The sequence below is a fragment of the Aliirhizobium cellulosilyticum genome, from assembly GCF_014198105.1.
GTDB classification, from domain to species: Bacteria; Pseudomonadota; Alphaproteobacteria; order Rhizobiales; family Rhizobiaceae; genus Neorhizobium; species Neorhizobium cellulosilyticum.
Genome location: NZ_JACIGW010000002.1, coordinates 425,481 through 444,730, shown reverse-complemented (window position 1 = coordinate 444,730; position 19,250 = coordinate 425,481). Strand labels below are relative to the sequence as shown.

The following is a 19,250-nucleotide window of genomic DNA, read 5'->3' as shown; positions in this document are numbered from 1 at the left end:
TCAGCCCACCTGCTGGTTCGGCAGCGTTCCGGCGCGTTTTTCGGCTTCGAGCGAGGTTGCGCAGTCGATATAGGCTTCCTGCCTTGCAACGCTCCAATAACGCAGTTCGTCGACCGGGATATGCGCGCCGGTCAAGGCGCAGGTGACGTAGGAGCCGGCGCTCAGGATTTGGTAGTCGCCGTCGAGATAGCGGATCTTGGCCTCGCGAAAGCCGCTTCCCTCAAACCGGTTCATCACTCGTCTCCTGCGAAAAAACATCGGTCCCCTCTACCCCGAACCAATTACGATTACCAGAGCGCTTCTCAACTCCGCCCGAACAGCCGTTCTATATCAGAAAGCTTGAGTTCTATATAGGTCGGCCGCCCATGGTTGCAGGTTCCCGAACCGGGTGTCGCCTCCATCTGGCGCAAAAGCGCATTCATCTCGTCTGGTTTCAGCCGCCGACCGGACCTGACTGATCCGTGGCAGGCCATCGTTGCGGCAATATATTCGAGCTTGTTCCTGAGGCCGCTCGCTGTATTCCATTCCGCGATCTCGTCGGCGAGATCGCGGACAAGCGCGCTCGCATCCACTTCGCCGAGCATGGCTGGCGTTTCGCGCACGGCAACCGCGCCCGGACCGAAACGCTCGATCGCAAGCCCCAGCCTGTCGAGTTCCGTTGCATGCACCATCAGCCGGTCGCAATCCTCTTCCGGAAGGTCAATGATCTCCGGGATCAGCAGCACCTGCGAGGCAAGGCGGTCATTTTCCAGCGCCTTGCGCAGGCTCTCGTAGACCAGGCGTTCATGTGCCGCATGCTGGTCGACGATCACGAGACCTTTCTCGGTCTGGGCGACGATATAGTTCTCATGGACCTGCGCGCGGGCAGCACCCAGCCGGTAACCGGCGGCGGTTGTCTCAGGCGTATAGGTTGTTTCCGCACTCGTGTCGGCGCGAGCCGTCGGCGCGGCAAAGGCGTCGAAACCGGACTGGACCGGGCGGGCTGCATAGGCGGTTGCGATATCGAGATCGAGCGGTCTTGAAGGCGAAGAAGACGCGGACCAGCTTGCCTGCGCAGAAGCCGAATGCGAATAGGAACGCTGCGGGAAAGCTGAACCCGAGCCCTCGGAAAAGCCCGGTTGAGCGGAAGGCTGCTGGAAAGAGCCGGGCTGGAAGGCGCGCAGCATGGCAGCGGCCCCGGTGGTCGAGGCACGGTCACCCTCGCGATGCAGCGCCTGACGGATGGCCCCGACGATCAGCCCGCGCACCAGCTGCGGGTCGCGGAAGCGCACGTCGGCCTTCGCCGGATGCACGTTGACGTCGACAAAGGCGGGATCGAGATCGATCGAAAGGACCGCGACCGGATAGCGCCCTGCCGGCATCTGTTCGGCATAGGCACCACGGATCGCAGACAGGATCAGCTTGTCCTGCACCGGCCGCCCGTTGACGAAGGCGAACTGATGCGCCGAGTTGCCGCGGTGAAAGGTCGGCACGCCGACGAAACCGGACAGCGACACATCCTCGCGCCCGGCATCGATCTCGATCGCATTCTCCTTGAATTCCGGGCCGAGGATCTGCGCCATGCGGGCAAGATGGTCGTCACCGGTGGCGGCAAATTCCAGCGTCGAGCGGTCGGAACCGGACAGCACGAAACGGATATGCGGGAAGGCGATGGCCATGCGCTTGACCACTTCGGTGATCGCTGCCGCCTCCGCCCGCTCGGTCTTCATGAATTTCAGCCGGGCAGGGGTGGCAAAGAACAGGTCGCGCACCTCGACCACCGTACCGGGATTGGCCGGCGCCGGCTTGACCGGGATCGCGGCACCGCCATTGACCGAAACCTGCGAGCCGGACGGATCGCCGTGGCGGCGGCTGGTGATCGTCAGCCGCGCGACCGAACCGATCGATGGCAGCGCTTCGCCGCGGAAACCGAGCGTGTGGATATCGTTGAGCGTCGTCGAGATCTTCGAGGTGCAATGGCGGCGCACGGCCAGTTCCAGATCTGCCGCATCCATGCCCGATCCGTTGTCGGTGACGCGGACAAGGCTCTTGCCCCCGCCGGCCGTGGCGATTTCGATACGCGTCGCACCGGCGTCGATCGCATTCTCGATCAATTCCTTTGTCGCGCTGGCGGGCCGTTCAATGACTTCGCCGGCGGCGATCTGGTTGATCAGGGTTTCAGGCAGGAGCTTTACAGACATGTCGCCATTTTCGGGGATTCTGCGGCCGGAGGAAAGTGCTGCAATAGGATTATCCTCGGCAATCGTCTCAATGGGAAACGCCATTAATCCGGCCTTAAGGTAAACGGGCTAGGGTTCATGTGAGAAATTGGATGAATCCGGGAGAGCATCTCTGCTCTTCGCGAATGACCGGAGTGGCGGCCAGCTGGGCACCGCCACAACAATCTGGTCATTCGTTGATGACTTGCAGCCAGCATGTTCCCATTGACGAGCGTGAAGGAAGTTTTGCCGATCGTACGTTGAATCGGCTGACCGGGAGTGGCCGAAAGCCGTCCCGAAAGCATACGGAGTTTCATCCATGAATGATTTGGACGCGGCGGATCCGAACATTCAGACTGCCATTCTGGAAGCACTGGCCGAGGGCTTGTCCGCGGCTGTGTTGCTTTACGACAGGAACGATCTTGTCGTATTTGCCAGCCAGCAGATCGCGAGCATCACACGGGTACAGCCCCGTCTGCTGGTGCCGGGAACCCGTATTCGCGATCTTCTCGCTGCCATGTATGATGCCGGTATCCGCCTTGTCGCCGACACCCACAATTATCGCCGTGCGCTCAATCGCGAGGATTGGGTTGCCGAACAGATTGCCGGTCTGTGGAAGGAGCGTTCTGAAAGCCTGGAGCGTCCCGGTCCCGATCGCTGGCTGAGTGTCGTCAAGCGCCGTCTTCCTTCCGGCTACGGCGTCTGCGTCATCAAGGATGTCTCCGAACAGAAGAAGCGCGAGGAGCAGTGGCGACTCGACACCGAACGCGTCCAGGTGACTGAAGAAGTTCTCGACAACCTGCCTTTCCCGATCAGCGTCAAGGACCGCAACGCCACCTTCGTCGCGGTCAACAAGGCCAATTGCGATTTCCTCGATCTGCCCGCCGATGCGATCCTTGGTCACAAGGGTTCCGACATCAATTCCAGGGCCTTCGAAGACCGTCTTGCGCCGATCAACCAGCATGTCTATGAGACTGGCGACCCGATCCAGCTCCCCGAGCACATCACCCGCCCTGATGGTTCGACCGCACTGACGATCGTCCACAAATATCGGATCGGCAAGCCCGGCCGTTATTATCTTGTAACCGTCAAGCAGGATGTGTCGTCGGTTGTTGCCGGCGTCCGTACCGATCTGTCGCAGCAATCGAGCGAATGGGTCTCCGGCTTTGTTCCGATCGACATGACCCGGAGCGCCGTTTCGAGCTCGGCCGTCGACCCGCTCTCCGCCGTCGCTGGCGCAAAGATACTCGTTGTAAGCCGTTTCGCCGACACGGTGGCGGAGGCAATCGATGTCCTTTCCCGCCAGGCCGCCGATGTTTCAGCCGCAGCCGACGCCGAGGAACTCACCCTGTTTCTTCAACTCGCGGCCGAAGCCGATGTCCGCATCGACATCGTCGTCATCGATGCCCGTATGCCGGCCGAGTTGAAGCAGATCGCCGAAGCCTATGGCGTAACGGCACTGCGTGTCGAAGAAGGGACTTTCGGGCCCGGCCTGCCGGTTCGGATCGCCACCGAACTGCGCAAACCCGTTGATGAAATCATATTGCCGCCAATCGACGAGCCGTCGTTCGCGCCGGTCTCGAAGGACGATAGTATCGATGTCCTTGTTGCCGAGGACAATGAAGTCAATCAGATCGTCTTTTCACAGATCATCGAAGGACTTGGCTATAGCTACGTTCTGGCGACCGATGGCGAAGAGGCAGTCCGCCTTTGGCGCGAGCATTCGCCGCGCCTTGTTCTCATGGATGTAACGCTACCGAAACTGACCGGTTTCGAAGCGTCTGCGGCGATCCGTGCACTTGAGGACGGAGTTCAGGCGGTGCCGATCATCGCTGTCCTGCCGCAAGCGTTCGATCGTGATCGCGAGGCCTGCATCGAGGCCGGCATGAACGATGTGATCCTGAAGCCGATCAGCCCGGAAGCACTGGATGCGGTATTCCAGAGGTATTTGCTTTCGGACGAAGACGAGATAGCAGCTGAAGCCTGGCCCGTTTCGTGACCATATTGGCATAAGCTGATACATCAGCAGAGTTTCTTAATCTTTGTCCCTCATCCTTCGCTCGTTTCGATGAGCAGGATTTTTTATGAAGCTAGCGGGCAACCCATTGCCGCACGTCAGCCAGAACGAGTTGCAGGCCATGGCCTACAGCGATCCGTTGACGGGCCTGGGCAACCGCTACCGGTTGCGCGACAAGGTGCGCCTGCTTGCAGCCGAACGCGCCGACGACCCGGCCCCCTTTGCCATCTGCATCGCCAATCTCGACGGCTTCAAGCCCATCAACGATCTTTTCGGCTCGGAGGCGGGTGACGAAATTCTCTGCCAGGTTGCCCATCGTCTGAAGGCCTGCATGCCCGATGGCGCGACGGTAACACGCCACGATGGCGACGAATTCGCCTTTGTCCTTCCTCTTGTCTTCGAGCGGGTAGGGGCGGAGCGCATCGGTCAGATGATGAAGGATGTGCTCTCCGCTCCGTATGATTTGGGCGACCGCAATGTTCGCCTTTCGGCATCCTTCGGTTTTGCCATCTATCCTTTCGCAGGTGAGGAATTCGAAAACCTGCTGAAGAGCGCCGAAACGGCCCTCTACCGATCCAAGCGCCGAGGCCGCGCCCAGATCACTGTTTATTCCACTGAAATTGCCCAGGAAATGAAGCGTGCCACGCAGATCGAGCAGGCACTGCGCAACGCAATCATCACAGATGCGGTCGATGTGCATTTCCAGCCGATCGTGCGCATCCGCGACGGCGTGGTGGTGGGTTTCGAAGCTTTGGCGCGTTGGCGCGATGCCGATCTCGGTTTCGTCTCGCCTGCCGTCTTTGTGCCGCTGGCCGAAGAGCGCGGCTTTATCGATGCATTGTCGGATACGCTGCTGCGCAAAGCGGCAGAGGCTGCACTTTCATGGCCGCGCGAGCTTTTCCTGTCGTTCAACCTGTCCTCCGCCCAGCTCATGGATCCGGGCACATCGCGCAACATCCTCTCGACGCTGTCGCGCGTCGGGCTTGATCCGCGGCGCGTGGAACTGGAAATCACCGAAACAGCCGTGATGACATCGGCCGATACCGCCCAGCGGATCATTTCGGAATTGCGAGCAAGCGGCGTGCGCATTTCGCTCGACGATTTCGGCACCGGCCAGTCCAGCCTTGGCCGGCTGCGCGACTTCACATTCGACAAGGTCAAGATCGACCGCGCCTTCATCTCACGCATCACCTCAGACCGCGCGTCGGAACATATCGTGCGCGCCATCATCGCCATGTGCCAGGGGCTGGATCTCGCAGTCGTTGCCGAAGGCATCGAGGAACAGGCCGATGTCGACATGCTGCGCGCACTCGGCTGCGGCATGGGGCAAGGCTACCACTACGGCCGCCCGGTGGATGGCGCCGCGACCCTGCGCTACCTGCAGGACCACTACCACGACTTCATGGCGATCGAGCGGATCTGAGGCGCGCGTAGCTCGCTTGAGAGCTGGACTTTGCCGCAAAGGCAGGGTTCGATCCGGTGTGGTTATATAGACGCATCCCATCGCATCCGAATTTCTCGCTCCAAAGTATCCACCGCATCACAGTCGAGGTTTTCATTTCCCGCATATGCGAGGTGAGATATCACCGTTAAAGCCGCGTATTGTCCTTGGATTGCCGCTGCTTCGCGCATCAAGCTTAGCGCCTGTTTTGTGGACACTTCTCTACCATCAATCACGTGACTGGCCATGTTTGAGATGGGAACAGCAAGGGGAAAACTCGCAAGCTCACTCCAGGTGGCCAGCAATTCCCGCTGTCTTTGTTTTGGCACCTTTTCCGAATGTGGCGGGGCGAGGATTTCGTACAGCACACAAAATGCGGCATTTGGGGAAATGGACAATGCTTCCGCGACGAGTGCCGTAGCCTTGGAAGTATCTAGGTATGGAAATTTGCAGTCGATCTTATCAGAAAATGCTCGCTCTTGATCGATAGAGTTCATAATTGGGCTCGCACAAATAATCACGAATTTTCTAACAACCGTAGCTCATGACGGCAATTGCCGTTTTACAGACATCCCGCGGCGCTTCTGATTGTCGCGGGAAGCCCGCTCCTCGGCGATGATCCCCTCTCGATCGAACGAGAGTGCGCCATTTCGATGTCCAACGATCCGCTGCTACAGCCGTTTCAGCTCAGGCATCTGACGCTGAAAAACCGCATTATGTCGACAGCCCATGAACCGGCCTATTCGGAAGACGGGATGCCTAAGGATCGCTATCGGCTCTATCATCTGGAAAAGGCCAAGGGCGGTATCGCCATGACGATGACGGCGGGGTCGGCCAGCGTTTCGGTCGACAGCCCGCCCGCCTTCGGCAATCTGCTCGCCTACAAGGACGAGATCGTTCCGTGGCTGAAGCGGTTGACCGACGACTGTCATGAGCTTGGCACGGCGGTGATGATCCAGCTTACCCATCTCGGCCGGCGCACCAACTGGAACAAGGGCAACTGGCTTCCGGTCCTCGCACCCTCTCCGATCCGCGAACCTGCCCACCGCGCTTTCCCGAAGGAAATGGAGGACTGGGATATCGAGCGGATCGTCGCCGACTATGCCGATGCCGCTGCTCGCATGAAGGAAGGCGGTCTCGATGGGATCGAGATCGAGGCCTACGGCCATCTGATCGACCAGTTCTGGTCGCCCGCCACAAACAAGCGGGAGGATGAGTTTGGCGGTTCGCTGGAAAACCGCATGCGCTTTTCCGACATGGTGCTGAAGGCTGTCCGAAAATCGGTGGGACCGGATTTCATCGTCGGCATTAGGCTGGTGACGGACGAGGACTGGGAGAAGGGCCTTTCACGCGAAGAGGGGATCGAGATCGCAAGGCGGCTGGTCGCCTCCGGTAATGTCGATTTCCTCAATGTCATCAGAGGCCATATCGATCACGATGCCGATCTCAACAATGTCATCCCGATCCAGGGCATGCGCGCGTCGCCGCATCTGGATTTTGCCGGCGAGGTGAGGGCGGCGACGAAATTCCCGGTCTTTCATGCGGCCCGCATCGCCGACGTTGCAACCGCCCGCCACGCGATCGCGGACGGCAAGCTCGATATGGTCGGCATGACCCGCGCCCATATCGCCGATCCGCATATCGTCCAGAAGATCATGCGCGGAGAGGAGGCGCGTATCCGCCCCTGTGTCGGTGCGACCTACTGTTTGGACAGGATTTACGAAGGCGGCGAGGCGCTCTGTATCCACAATGCGGCGACCGGCCGCGAGGCGCTGATATCTCATGATATCGCTCCTGCACATGAGGTAAGGCGCGCCGTTGTCGTCGGCGCCGGTCCGGCAGGGCTGGAGGCGGCGCGGGTTCTGGCAGAACGGGGGCATTCGGTGACAGTGCTCGAAGCCACGGGAGAGGCCGGCGGCCAGATCAATCTTCTCATCCGCAATCCCCGCCGGCGCGAAATGATCGGCATTATCGATTGGCGCCTGTCGGAACTCGAACGTCTCGGTGTGGAAATCCGTTACGACATCTACGCCGAGGCGGATGACGTCATGTCGCTCGATCCCGACCTTGTTGTTGTCGCGACAGGAGGTTTCGCGCAATTGCCCGAGCTGGAGGAGGGTGAGGATCTGGTTACCTCGAGCTGGGATATCCTCGCGGGTACCGCAAAGCCTCAAGCTTCGGTTCTTCTTTTCGACGACAATGGCGGCCATCCGGGCATGAGCGCGGCCGAAGTTATCGCATCAAGCGGCGCGGAGCTGGAACTGGTCTCCCCCGAGCGTTTTTTCGCCCCGGAAATGGGCGGCATGAACCATGTGCCCTATGCAAAGAACTTCGCGGACAAGAACGTAAAGGTCACGATCAACACACGGCTTAAATCCGTGCGGCGCAATGGCAATGGCCTGACGGCCGTTCTCGGTTCGGATTACTCGCCCGCGACTGTTGAGCGTCAGGTCGGTCAGGTGGTGGTGGAACACGGCACCGCGGCCAATGCCGACTTGTTTCTTGCATTGAAGCCATTGTCGAAAAATCTTGGAGCGGTGGATTACCGCGCCCTGATCGACCGCCGCGTCCCGCTGCCTCTCAAGCTTGAAGATGCCACTTTCGACCTCGTCAGGATCGGCGATGCCGTGTCGAGCCGCAACATCCATGCGGCCATCTATGACGCATTACGGCTCTGTTCCCTTCTCTAGATCGACGAAAGGGCGGCGCCGCGGCACCGCCCTCTGTCATTCTCATCGCATCACACGTGGCGGATGGCTCGTTCCGGGCTTCAAACTTTAAGGCTTCGTCGCCGTCGACGAGTTTGTATCGCCACCCGTTGCGGGGGCTGCCGGCGTGGCAGGGGTGGCCGGCGTCGTAGTCGTGGACGATGTCGTGGTTGCGTCCGTCGCAGCCTGCTTGTCGTCCAGAGTCTTGAATTCCGGGGCGGACTGAAGCGCTTCGGCCGTTTCAGTCGTCGTCAGGCGTACGTCGTTTTTCTCGGCGTCGCGGGTCATGCTGATCTTGCTCATCGGCAGTGCGACATCCTTGGTACCGATGCCGAGGAAGCCGCCGACACCGACAATCGCCGCGACGATGCCGCCGTTTTCTTCGAGGATCAGGTCGTTGACCTTGCCGATGCTCTCGTCGCCGGCGTTATAGATCTGCTTGCCGATATAATCATTGGCGCTGACCTGGGTTTCCGACTGCTGGGTCAGATAGGCTGCATCAGCCGCAGCGGATGTCGTCGAGCCGGCTGCCGGTGCCATCGTATTGGTCTCGGCCGGCGCCATCGGTGCTGCAGGGGTAGCCGGCGTAGCATTGTTTGTCTGGGCGAATGCCGGCGCAAGGGCGGTGGACGTCATGAGGGCGGCCGCAATAAGTGCTCCAAAGGTCTTCTTCATGGTGTTCCTGCCTTTTCCATTTGTTATTGTTACATAAAACCACTGCCTTGACCGGGAAGTCGTCACGGCTGCGGCTCGATAGGGAAACAAGCAGGGACAGCATTGGTTCCCCGAATGCTGTTTTTTTACGCTGAGAACGTCTTGATTTGAGACGCGCCTCGGTCGTCAGAGGCGATAGGAGGGATCGTATTTGGCCTCTGCGCCGGTATCGACCGCGAATGTCGCACCGGCCATCGCATCAGCCGCGCGGCCGGCAGCGTCCAACCCTTCCCAGGCGGAAGTGATAGCGATGCGGCCGTTACCGATAAAGGCGGGGCAGGTCGTTCTACTGGCCGGCAACTGATATCGCTGAATAAAGGTTCCGGCGGCATCGTAATGGTCGAGCGCCGCTTCGCCCCAGCGTGCATTCCACAGATGGCCGTTGGCATCGCAGATAGACCCGTCGATACCGCCTGCGTCCGCGCTGCCGTCGATGAAGACGGATGGCTGGCCCGCTGGAAGGCCGGTTGAGGGATCGATCGCAACTTTCATCAACCGGTTGCCGCGGGTATCGACGAAGTAGGCCGTTGCGGCATCGGGGGAAAAGCAGATGGAGTTCGGTATGCTGATTGCATCGTAAAGCCTCGTCACCACGCCTCGGGAGACATGGTAGATCGCGCCGGCACCATCGGCAGCGGTGCGTCCCATCGTACCGATCCAGAGGCTGCCGGAGGGGTGTACGCGCCCGTCATTCGAACGATTGCCGTCATTGCCCGGTTCGAGTTCACAATACGGTGCGAGTTCGCCGGTTGCCCGGTTGCGGACGAACAGCCCCTTGTCGCTGCCGATCAGTTGTGTGTCGGCATCGATCCGCGCAACGACGCTCGCCATCACTGGAAGCGGATGGATGCTCTCGATGCCGGTTGCCATATCGAGGGCATGCAGCGCCTTGCCGAGAATGTTGCACCACCACAGCGTATTGGTCTCGGCTTCGAAGCTGATCCCTTCACCCAGTTCGCACAAGCTGGAAGACAATACCGTGCCTTTGAACGAATGAACGGATGCCATCTTTTCCTCCCGGATACCGTGATGTTCTCGCGGCTGCCTATTCGCCATATTGCGGCGTCCCTGTCCACACCGACCGCGCAATATGCGTCATCCCCAGCTAATAACCTGCACCCTCGTGTCGCCTGCGCGAGAACTCTGTTAAGACGAGTACCTGTCAGTATTGATAAAACGGTTGATGGCGGAAAAAATTAACATCTCTTTTAAGTCTGCAGTGGAAGCTCCTATATTGTAAGACACGCGATGCGGGAAGAAATGCAAGGAAATTGCAACTTTTGCCTTTTCTCCCAATGAGCGATCTCCGAAAATCACCTGAATGATTCGTGTGCTTGCGCCGCCAATCCTGCGCATTCGGAACAGAGAAGTTAGAAAATGTCCAAAACGGAAACGGCCGCCAACCTGATTACATTCGACGTCGATGTCGAAGAGATTGCAGGTTTGAAGACCCAGTTCGATGTCTTCCGTTTCACCAAGAAGCTTGCGGAGTTTTACGGCTTTCGCAATTTCATGGTTCTCAACCTTCCGCCTGCAACCGCGTTGGGCCTGTCCGGCAGTGCTATCATCAATAACTGGCCGTCCGAACTCGTTTCGCTTTTCGATCGCGAAGGCATGATCCGCTCAAGCTTTGTCGTGCGTCAGCTGCGTCGTTCCGCGGTGCCATTCGCTTTCGACCTTGAGCGCGATGCGGAAACGCCGGAAATGGCTGCCGTGTTTGGCAGATTTGGTATCGTGCGCGGCGCTTGCATTCCGGTCCACGATCCGGCTGGAGCCAGGGGGGCGGTTGTGATCGGCGGTTTGGGCAGCGAGCCGAATCGCCAGCAGTTGATGGAAATGACTTTTGCGGCGATCCATATCTTCGACCGGCTTGCCGAAATCCGAAACATGGACGTTCGTGCGACCGATCTTTTGACGGATCGCGAGATCGATTGCCTGACCTGGACTGCAGCGGGCAAGACAAGCGCCGAGATCGCCGATATCCTCGGCCTGTCGGAACATACCGTTAATCATTACTTGAATCGCGCCGCCAAAAAGCTGGATACCGTCAATCGTACTCAAGCTGTGGCCAAGGCTTTGCGCATAGGGCTGATTAAATAGGCTTTCGCTAATCTGCACAAATGATGTGCGAACCCTGTTTGCTGCAGTGCGGAATGCCGTCTTATACGTCGTTTGTTCTGAAAATTACTGCAAAAAAGTGCTAAAATACCCTCTTTCAGACTGGCACGTTTCATGCTTGCTTAGAAATAGGTCCAGAGGGGACTTCAAAAGCGTACCAAGAGACGCGACCAAGAAAAAAGCCGCTGTCCGGATCGAGCGCCCATTGGCTGCCATCCAGACAGCGGCTTTATTCATCTTGCCGGTATGCGGCAGCAACTCCTATATAGCAGCAAGGAATGTGCGCCGTGGCGAAAAGCCGGGATGCGCTTGAGGACAAGCAGGAGCTAGACATGCCGGATGTAACGAAAACCCAGGTGCTCGAAGCACTCGGCAAGGTTCGCAGTCCGGATCTGGAAAGCGACCTTGTGAGCCGCGGCATGGTGTCGGACGTCTTCATCTCGGATAACAAAGTCTATTTTTCGATCACCGTGCCTGCAGATAAGGCTCAGGAACTGGAGCCCTTGCGGCTGGCCGCCGAAAAGGCGGTCACGTCCGTGCCGGGCGTCAAGGGTGCGCTGGTCACATTGACGGCAGACCGAAAGGCGTCTGCCGCACCGCAGCAGGCTGCGGCGCCGTCGGCTCACGGTCATTCGCACGCTCATGCTCCCGCCGGCGGTCCATCCCGTGGTCCGGGCAACGTGAAGGCCGGCGTTCCCGGTGTTGGGGCGATCGTCGCGGTCGCATCCGGCAAGGGCGGCGTCGGCAAATCCACCACTGCCGTCAATTTTGCGCTTGGGCTGCAGGCGAACGGCCTGCGTGTCGGCATTCTCGATGCGGATATCTACGGACCGTCCGTACCACGGCTCCTGAAGATTTCCGGCAGGCCCGAACAGATCGACGGCCGGCTGATCAAGCCAATGGAAAACTACGGCCTCAAGGCCATGTCGATGGGTTTCCTCGTCGATGAGGAAACGGCGATGATCTGGCGCGGCCCCATGGTCCAGTCGGCGCTTCTGCAGATGCTGCGTGAAGTCGCCTGGGGCGATCTCGATGTTCTCGTCGTCGATATGCCGCCCGGCACCGGCGACGCGCAACTGACCATGGCCCAGCAGGTGCCGCTCGCTGGTGCGGTGATCGTGTCCACGCCGCAGGACCTGGCATTGATCGATGCCCGCAAGGCCGTGACGATGTTCCGCAAGGTGGAAATCCCGCTTCTCGGCATCGTCGAGAACATGAGCTATTTCCTCGCCCCCGATACCGGCAAGCGCTATGACATCTTTGGTCATGGCGGTGCCCGCGCGGAAGCCGACCGCATCGGCGTTCCCTTCCTCGGCGAAGTACCGTTGACGATGGATATTCGCGAACGCTCCGATCTCGGGACGCCGATCGTGCATGCCGAACCGGACAGCGAGATTTCAGGCATCTACAAGGATATCGCCGCCAAGGTCTGGGCGCAGCTTTCGCAAGGCAAGCGCCGCCAGGCGCCGTCAATCGTTTTCGAATAGGACGGCCGCAGCTCTGGCGCTTTCTTTTGCGGTGTTACCGCCTAATGCAGGGAGGGCTTGTGGCCGATCGCCGCAAGGCCCTTGCGCAGAAGGCTTCCAAGCGCCATTTTCCGTCTACTGTCCGGGGCACCCCGCCTCCTATATTTTGGCAATTGCCGCTTTCATCGTCGCCTCGCTTGCTGGCCGGCGACGGTTCGCTGGCCGGTTCCGGGCAAAAAATCGAGAGTGATCAAGGCCCGACCTACCAAATAATAGTCTGCCTATCTTAACCTTAGTCCGGAAGTTCGTCCGCTCTGTTTCGCCCATTCTGTTGCGCATGCCGTTATCCGTTTCATTGTCCGTCGTCTTCTGGAAAGGCTGACTGAAGTCAGGCACTCTATGGGTCACCCCGCTGAACATCACGCTGCCGAAAAGACGCGTACTCACAGCCTGTTTGCACTCACCCTCGGCTCCGTCGGCGTCGTTTACGGTGATATCGGCACCAGCCCGCTTTATGCATTCCGCGAGGCGCTGAAACCCGTTGCCAGCGACGGCCTCACTCATATGGAAATCATCGGCCTGATCTCGCTGATGATCTGGACCCTGACGATCATCGTTACGCTGAAATACGTGATCTTTCTGCTCAGAGCCGATAACGACGGTGAAGGCGGCACGCTCTCGCTTCTGGCGCTTCTGACCAAGTCGGCCAATGGACAGCGCGCCATGCTGATGCTGCTCGGCCTGATTGGCGCAGCCCTGTTCCTTGGCGATGCGATGATAACGCCGGCGCTTTCCGTCATGTCCGCGGTCGAGGGCTTGAAACTGGTCACGCCGAAGCTGGATAGCGCGGTTCTGCCCATCTCCGTGGTCATTCTGATTGCGCTTTTCGCCATACAGTCGAAGGGCACCGCCCTGGTGTCACGTTTCTTCGGGCCGATTACCGCGCTCTGGTTCATCGTCATGGGTGCGATAGGGCTCGTCCATATCGCCGATGATCTGAGTATTCTGAAGGCCTTCAACCCCTGGTACGCGATGGAATTCATGCTGCGCGAAGGCTTTGCTGGCATTGTCGTTCTTGGCGCTGTCTTTCTGACGGTGACCGGGGCTGAAGCGCTTTATGCCGATCTCGGTCATTTCGGTCGCAAGCCGATCCAGTTGGCCTGGTTCCTTCTGGTTTACCCTGCGCTGACGTTGAATTATCTAGGCCAGGGCGCCATGGTGCTGCAGCATCCGGAAGCGATGAGCGACCCCTTCTATCTAATGTTTCCCGAATGGGCGCTGATCCCGGTCATCCTTCTGGCGACAGCCGCGACGATCATTGCCAGCCAAGCGGTGATTACCGGTGCTTTCTCGCTCGTGCGCCAGGCGATCCATCTCGGTTACCTGCCGCGCATGCAGATCCTCTTTACCTCGGAGACCAATACGGGGCAGATCTTCCTGCCCGGCGTCAACACGCTGCTGCTTGTCGGTGTGATTGCGCTCGTTCTCGGCTTCGAAAGCTCCGAAGCACTCGCTACCGCCTATGGCATCTCGGTGACCGGCGCGATGGTGGTCACGACGCTCATGGCTTTCGAATTCGTCCGCCTTCGCTGGAACTGGCCGCAGACGGTGGCGATTATGGTTTTGGCGCCATTGCTCGCCTTCGAGCTGGTTTTCCTTGGAGCCAATCTCCTGAAGATCCATGATGGCGGCTGGGTGCCGGCGATGATGGCCGCGTTTTTCACCATCATCATGTGGACCTGGAAACGCGGCACCGCAATCCTTTTCGAAAAGACCCGTCGCATCGACGTGCCGCTTAATACCTTCGTGCCGATGGTGGAGAAGAAGTCGGATCATGCCCCGGTTTCGGTGCCCGGCATTGCCATCTTCCTGACCAGCGATCCGGAAACCGCACCTGCCGCATTGCTGCACAACATCAAGCACAACCATGTCCTGCACGAAAAGAACGTCATCCTGACCATCCGTACAGTCAATAAGCCGCGCGTTTCGATCGAGGAGCGATATCGCTTGGAAAAAATCTCCGAGCGCTTCACCGTGATCGAACTGCGCTTCGGCTTCATGCAGTCGCACAATGTCTCGCAGGCGCTCGCCTATCTGCGCAAGACCGGCTTCAAGTTCGACATCATGTCGACCTCGTTTTATCTTGGCCGGAGGAAGCTGGTGCCGGATGCCGAATCGGGCATGCCCATGTGGCAGGACCGGCTCTACATCGCCATGGCCAATGCTGCGACCGACCCATCAGACTATTTCCATCTGCCGGCTAACCGTGTGGTCGAACTCGGTGCGCACGTCGTCATCTGAGCGGAATGGACCACCTCTACCGCGTGTCCTTGGGGCTATATTCACGTCTTTGTTAAATGCGCGTGTGCTGAAGGAGGCTGTGGCGCAAGGCTTTCCGTTCGCGCGTTAACCGCTCATCAAGGTTAATGATTCACTCTTCAAGCATAGTCGCTGTCCCGCACGTTCTCTTGCGGGCTTCTATGGTTACCTTGTGGAGTTGCCGTTTTGCGTTCGAAAAGAGTTCTGCGTAAGAGGTCCCTGCCGCGTTGGGACAAATTGGCCTCTCCGGTTCTGTTCGGTTTTGCCGCCTGGCTGGCCTTTCCTTCCATACCCTCTCAGGGTGACCTCACTGACCTGCTTTCCGGTGTTAACGGGCCGTCGGAAAGCTGGCGGATGGTGATCACCCAGTCACCGGCGGGCTCGCTCCACACGGCGTCGCTTGCCTTTCCGGGCGGCTCGCATGTTCTCGGCGGCGATGCCGGCATCGCGTTGCCGGACGGGCGCAGGGTGGCGTTGGCCGACAAGGACAAGCCGGGCGAAGGCACGCCCGACGAAGATCGCATCAACCGCTCTGAAAAGAAGGGCCGCATCGTTGCCGTCATGCCGATGCTGCCGCCGAAGGCATTCTCTGCCGGCTCCATCCTCGATCGTTCGAGTTCGTTGACCAGGCCCGTCGATGACGAGGACGAGATGACCGCCTTCGTCAAGGTCGCCCGGGGCGAGCAGGCCAGTCAGCAACCGGTCGAAGTGGCCGAATTCTATTTCCGCAAGGATGAGGTGAAGGAAAAGAGCCTTCCGCCGATGATTGCCAGCCTCGTGACTAACGATCGTGCGGATATACTGGCAACCGCCTATGCTTCATCCGCCCCTGATTTCTCCCGCCAGTCACCCTTCGATGCAATCCTGAAGAAGCCCGAGGCGGGAAGGTTTATCCCGCCGATCGGTCCCGAGGACCATGCCTGGGCGGCGAACCCGCTGCCCGCCGATTCTTTTTCGCCCAAGCAGCAGCAGTGCCTGGCATCCGGCATCTATTTCGAGGCGCGAGGCGAATCGGTGCGCGGCCAGGCCGCGGTTGCCCAGGTCATCCTCAATCGGGTGCGCAATCCAGCATATCCGGATACCATTTGCGATGTCGTCTATCAGAACGAGGATTGGCGAAACCGCTGCCAGTTTTCCTTCGCATGCGACAATATCAAGGACCGGATACGTTCGCAGGATCATTGGAAGACGGCGCGTGAGGTGGCCATGGCCGTCACCGCCGGAAAGATCTGGATGCCGGAGGTCGGCTCTGCGACACATTATCACGCCACCTATATCCGGCCGAACTGGGCGAAGACGATGAAAAAGGTGGGACGCATCGGTTTGCACGTCTTCTATAGAACCTATGGTGGTGGTTGGAGCTGATACAAGCGCCCCAGTGCCCGCCGATTCCCGCAACAGTTTTATCCACTATCCCGTCACTTATGCTATAAGGCGATGAATTCATTAGCTTTAAAACGCTTGTGGCAAGCTTGTTCAGCGCCTTGACTAGCAAGGCGGTGAAAACTATGTTGCGCGCACTTGAAAGAGGGCCGGAAGGCGCGAAATCCCTCGCTAACCGTTGCACGGCTTTGCCGTGCGGGAGAGCCGGTGATGGAGGATGCGATGGACGACCCTGATGATGGTCTGGATGAGCGCCGGAAGCGCCTTTCTGCAGCCTTGGCTGAAAGAAAGGCCGAAGACGCGGCAGAGGATCGGAAGAACGGACAATCGGAAGCCAGCCGCAAGGGTATGGCGCTCGGATTGAAGATTTCCTCCGAATTCATCTCTGCCATCGCGGTTGGCGGGGTCATAGGCTATCTGATCGATTGGGCCATCGGCTCAAAACCCTGGGGGATGATACTTTTTGTCCTCCTCGGTTTTTGTGCCGGTGTGCTAAGTGTGCTCCGCGCCGTAGGTATGGTGGCTCAACCGCCGCACCTTGAAAGCCGGAGCAGTGAAGACAAGAAGTGAGGCGACCTCGGGTCGTCTTGGTGAACAGGCCGCGCGGGCGGTCATCGAAAGAGGGTAAACGGTGGCAAACGATCCGATCCATCAGTTCCACATCAACACGATCGTGCCGATTGAAATCGGTGGCATCGACTTCTCTTTCACCAATGCTTCCCTGTTCATGGTTGCGACAGTCGCTATTGCAGCCGGCTTTCTCTATTTCTCGACCTCGCAGCGCTCGCTGATCCCGGGCCGCGCGCAGTCTGTTGCCGAAATGTCCTATGAATTCGTCGCAAATATGTTGCGAGAAGGGGCGGGCAGCCACGGCATGAAATTCTTCCCGCTGGTCTTTTCGCTGTTCATGTTCATCCTGACTGCGAACCTGATCGGCATGTTCCCTTACTTCTTCACCGTCACCAGCCAGATCATCGTCACCTTCGCTCTGTCGATCCTGGTCGTCGGTCTCGTCGTGGTCTACGGTTTTGCCAAGCATGGCCTTCGCTTCCTGAAGCTTTTCGTGCCGTCGGGCGTTCCTGGTGCGCTTCTGCCGCTGGTTGTTCTGATCGAGGTCATCTCCTTCATCGCCCGCCCGATCAGCCTCTCGGTTCGTCTCTTCGCCAACATGCTGGCTGGCCACATCACGCTCAAGGTTTTCGCAGGCTTCGTGACCTCGCTCGGTGCACTCGGTGCGCTCGGCATTGGCACGGCTATCCTGCCCCTCATCATGACCGTCGCTCTGACCGGTCTGGAATTTCTCGTTGCATTCCTTCAGGCCTACGTCTTCGCAGTCCTGACATGCATGTACTTGAACGATGCCCTGCATCCGGACGGTCACTGAGAAATAAAGTCGTTGGTGCTTGAGGGCACCAGTCCAAAGCCGCAACAAACCATTCGAAGGAGTTCATCATGGACGCGGAAGCAGCAAAGTACATCGGCGCAGGTATCGCTTGCCTCGGCATGGGTGGCGCAGGCATCGGCCTCGGCACGATTTTCGGCAACTACCTGTCGGGCGCTCTGCGTAACCCGTCGGCTGCTGATGGCCAGTTCGGCCGCCTGATTTTCGGCTTCGCCGTTACGGAAGCTCTGGGCATCTTCTCGCTGCTCGTAGCTCTCCTTCTCCTGTTCGCTGTCTAAGACTTATCGTCTAGCGGCATAGGATAGGATCACGGCCGGCCGGCAACGGTGAGCCGTGATCCACTTTATATGGAATTCACCTGGAGGTGATGATGTTCGTGACCTCGGCATACGCGCAGACCGCGCCGGCCGCATCTGAAACGCCTGCTGCGCCCGCAGGCGAGGTTCATACCGAAACCGGCGTCGCTCACGGCGGAGAGCACGAGTCTGCGGGTTTCCCGCCATTCGACTCGTCGCATTTCGCGTCGCAGCTGCTCTGGCTCGCCATCACCTTTGGCCTTTTCTATCTCGTCATTCAGAAGGTCATCATGCCGCGCGTTGGCGGCATCATCGAAGATCGCAAGGGCCGTATCGCCGGCGATCTCGAAGAGGCAGGCCGCCTGAAGGCCGAAGCTGACGCTGCCGTCGAGACCTATGAAAAGGAACTGGCTCAAGCCCGTTCCAAGGCAAACGGCATTGCTGACGCTGCTCGTAACGACGCCAAGGCCAAGGCCGCTGCCGATCGCACCGCGATCGAGGCGGAACTTGCTGCCAAGCTCGCCGCAGCCGAAACCCGCATCGGCGAAATCAAGTCCAAGGCTTTTGCCGAAGTGGGCGCGATTGCCGAAGAAACCGCGACCGCGATCGTCGATCAGCTGATCGGCGGCAAGGCCACCGGCGACGACATCAAGGCTGCTGTCGCAGCTGCCAAGACGGGAGCCTGATCCATGGACGCAACATTTTGGGCCCTTATCGGTCTCGTCCTCTTTCTCGGCCTGATGATCTACATCAAGGTTCCGGGTATGGTCGGCCGTTCGCTGGACAAGCGCGCCGATAACATTCGCGGCGAACTCGACGAGGCAAAGCGCCTGCGTGAGGAAGCCCAGGCTCTGCTCGCCGAATACCAGAAGAAGCGCAAGGAAGCCGAGGCCGAAGCGGCAGCCCTGTTGGCCGCCGCCGAACGCGAAGCCGCTCTTCTGACCGAGGAAGCCCGCCAGAAGACCGAGGAATTTGTTGCTCGCCGCAACGCACTTTCGGAACAGAAAATCAAGCAGGCCGAAGCCGACGCCATCACCGCCGTCAAGTCCGCTGCCATCGACATCGCTGTCGAAGCCGCAGGCAAGGTGATCGCCGCAAAGACCGACAAGACCACCCAGACCGCCCTCTTCAAGGACGCCGTCGCCAAGGTCCAGTCGCGCCTGAACTGATTTTTTCTCAGAATTCGAA

The 19,250-nt window shown here is 59.1% G+C and carries 17 protein-coding genes; 12 read left to right on the top strand and 5 right to left on the bottom strand.

Going from position 1 to position 19,250, the window contains the following annotated elements; genetic code table 11:
• Positions 1-234, bottom strand: a complete 234-nt coding sequence (locus tag GGE33_RS11050) for a DUF2093 domain-containing protein (protein WP_183684976.1) — start codon at positions 232-234, stop codon at positions 1-3.
• Positions 235-302: 68 nt separating this feature from the next.
• A complete protein-coding gene (gene mutL, locus GGE33_RS11045; RefSeq protein WP_183824088.1) occupies positions 303-2,180 on the bottom strand; it encodes a DNA mismatch repair endonuclease MutL in 1,878 nt (625 codons plus the stop codon).
• Positions 2,181-2,517: 337 nt separating this feature from the next.
• On the opposite strand from mutL, the gene GGE33_RS11040 reads away from it, so the two are divergent.
• Together GGE33_RS11040 and GGE33_RS11035 are read left to right on the top strand one after the other, a co-directional pair.
• Positions 2,518-4,197 carry a response regulator gene (locus GGE33_RS11040; RefSeq protein ID WP_148142900.1) on the top strand — a complete coding sequence of 560 codons (1,680 nt, stop codon included), beginning with the start codon at positions 2,518-2,520 and terminating at the stop codon, positions 4,195-4,197.
• 85 nt (positions 4,198-4,282) lie between these two features.
• Positions 4,283-5,638 (top strand): putative bifunctional diguanylate cyclase/phosphodiesterase, encoded by a 1,356-nt coding sequence (locus tag GGE33_RS11035; RefSeq protein WP_148142899.1) that lies wholly within the window; start codon positions 4,283-4,285, stop codon positions 5,636-5,638.
• Between the two features lie 62 nt (positions 5,639-5,700).
• Here the strand turns inward: GGE33_RS11035 and GGE33_RS11030 are convergent, their stop codons facing one another.
• Positions 5,701-6,153, bottom strand: coding sequence for a hypothetical protein (locus GGE33_RS11030; protein WP_183823110.1), 453 nt, complete (start codon positions 6,151-6,153; stop codon positions 5,701-5,703).
• A gap of 156 nt (positions 6,154-6,309) precedes the next feature.
• Between GGE33_RS11030 and GGE33_RS11025 the strand changes: the two genes are divergently transcribed.
• Positions 6,310-8,346 carry an NADH:flavin oxidoreductase gene (locus GGE33_RS11025; protein WP_183823109.1) on the top strand — a complete coding sequence of 679 codons (2,037 nt, stop codon included), beginning with the start codon at positions 6,310-6,312 and terminating at the stop codon, positions 8,344-8,346.
• 87 nt (positions 8,347-8,433) lie between these two features.
• Here GGE33_RS11025 and GGE33_RS11020 read toward each other — a convergent pair whose 3' ends face one another.
• The gene (locus tag GGE33_RS11020; protein ID WP_183823106.1) at positions 8,434-9,039 is read right to left on the bottom strand and encodes a PRC-barrel domain-containing protein; all 606 of its coding nucleotides are present in this window, start codon (positions 9,037-9,039) and stop codon (positions 8,434-8,436) included.
• A 165-nt stretch (positions 9,040-9,204) separates the two neighbouring features.
• Positions 9,205-10,086, bottom strand: coding sequence for an SMP-30/gluconolactonase/LRE family protein (locus GGE33_RS11015; RefSeq protein ID WP_183823104.1), 882 nt, complete (start codon positions 10,084-10,086; stop codon positions 9,205-9,207).
• Between the two features lie 369 nt (positions 10,087-10,455).
• Between GGE33_RS11015 and GGE33_RS11010 the strand changes: the two genes are divergently transcribed.
• The 9 genes from GGE33_RS11010 to GGE33_RS10970 all read left to right on the top strand — a co-directional run bounded on the left by GGE33_RS11010 (position 10,456) and on the right by GGE33_RS10970 (position 19,231).
• Positions 10,456-11,178: a helix-turn-helix transcriptional regulator gene (locus tag GGE33_RS11010; protein ID WP_148142894.1), complete on the top strand. Its 723-nt coding sequence runs from the start codon at positions 10,456-10,458 to the stop codon at positions 11,176-11,178.
• 350 nt (positions 11,179-11,528) lie between these two features.
• Positions 11,529-12,683 carry an Mrp/NBP35 family ATP-binding protein gene (locus tag GGE33_RS11005; protein ID WP_183824086.1) on the top strand — a complete coding sequence of 385 codons (1,155 nt, stop codon included), beginning with the start codon at positions 11,529-11,531 and terminating at the stop codon, positions 12,681-12,683.
• A 378-nt stretch (positions 12,684-13,061) separates the two neighbouring features.
• Positions 13,062-14,963: a potassium transporter Kup gene (locus GGE33_RS11000; protein WP_183823102.1), complete on the top strand. Its 1,902-nt coding sequence runs from the start codon at positions 13,062-13,064 to the stop codon at positions 14,961-14,963.
• 204 nt (positions 14,964-15,167) lie between these two features.
• Entirely contained in the window at positions 15,168-16,346 is a 1,179-nt protein-coding gene (locus GGE33_RS10995) for a cell wall hydrolase (protein WP_183823093.1), read from the top strand.
• A 228-nt stretch (positions 16,347-16,574) separates the two neighbouring features.
• Positions 16,575-16,934 carry an AtpZ/AtpI family protein gene (locus GGE33_RS10990; RefSeq protein WP_246435949.1) on the top strand — a complete coding sequence of 120 codons (360 nt, stop codon included), beginning with the start codon at positions 16,575-16,577 and terminating at the stop codon, positions 16,932-16,934.
• A gap of 61 nt (positions 16,935-16,995) precedes the next feature.
• A complete protein-coding gene (locus GGE33_RS10985) occupies positions 16,996-17,748 on the top strand; it encodes a F0F1 ATP synthase subunit A (RefSeq protein WP_148142891.1) in 753 nt (250 codons plus the stop codon).
• Positions 17,749-17,816: 68 nt separating this feature from the next.
• Positions 17,817-18,044, top strand: a complete 228-nt coding sequence (locus tag GGE33_RS10980; protein ID WP_112455014.1) for a F0F1 ATP synthase subunit C — start codon at positions 17,817-17,819, stop codon at positions 18,042-18,044.
• A gap of 92 nt (positions 18,045-18,136) precedes the next feature.
• Entirely contained in the window at positions 18,137-18,748 is a 612-nt protein-coding gene (locus tag GGE33_RS10975; RefSeq protein WP_148142890.1) for a F0F1 ATP synthase subunit B, read from the top strand.
• A 3-nt stretch (positions 18,749-18,751) separates the two neighbouring features.
• Positions 18,752-19,231, top strand: a complete 480-nt coding sequence (locus GGE33_RS10970) for a F0F1 ATP synthase subunit B (RefSeq protein WP_183823091.1) — start codon at positions 18,752-18,754, stop codon at positions 19,229-19,231.
• Positions 19,232-19,250 lie beyond the last annotated feature (19 nt).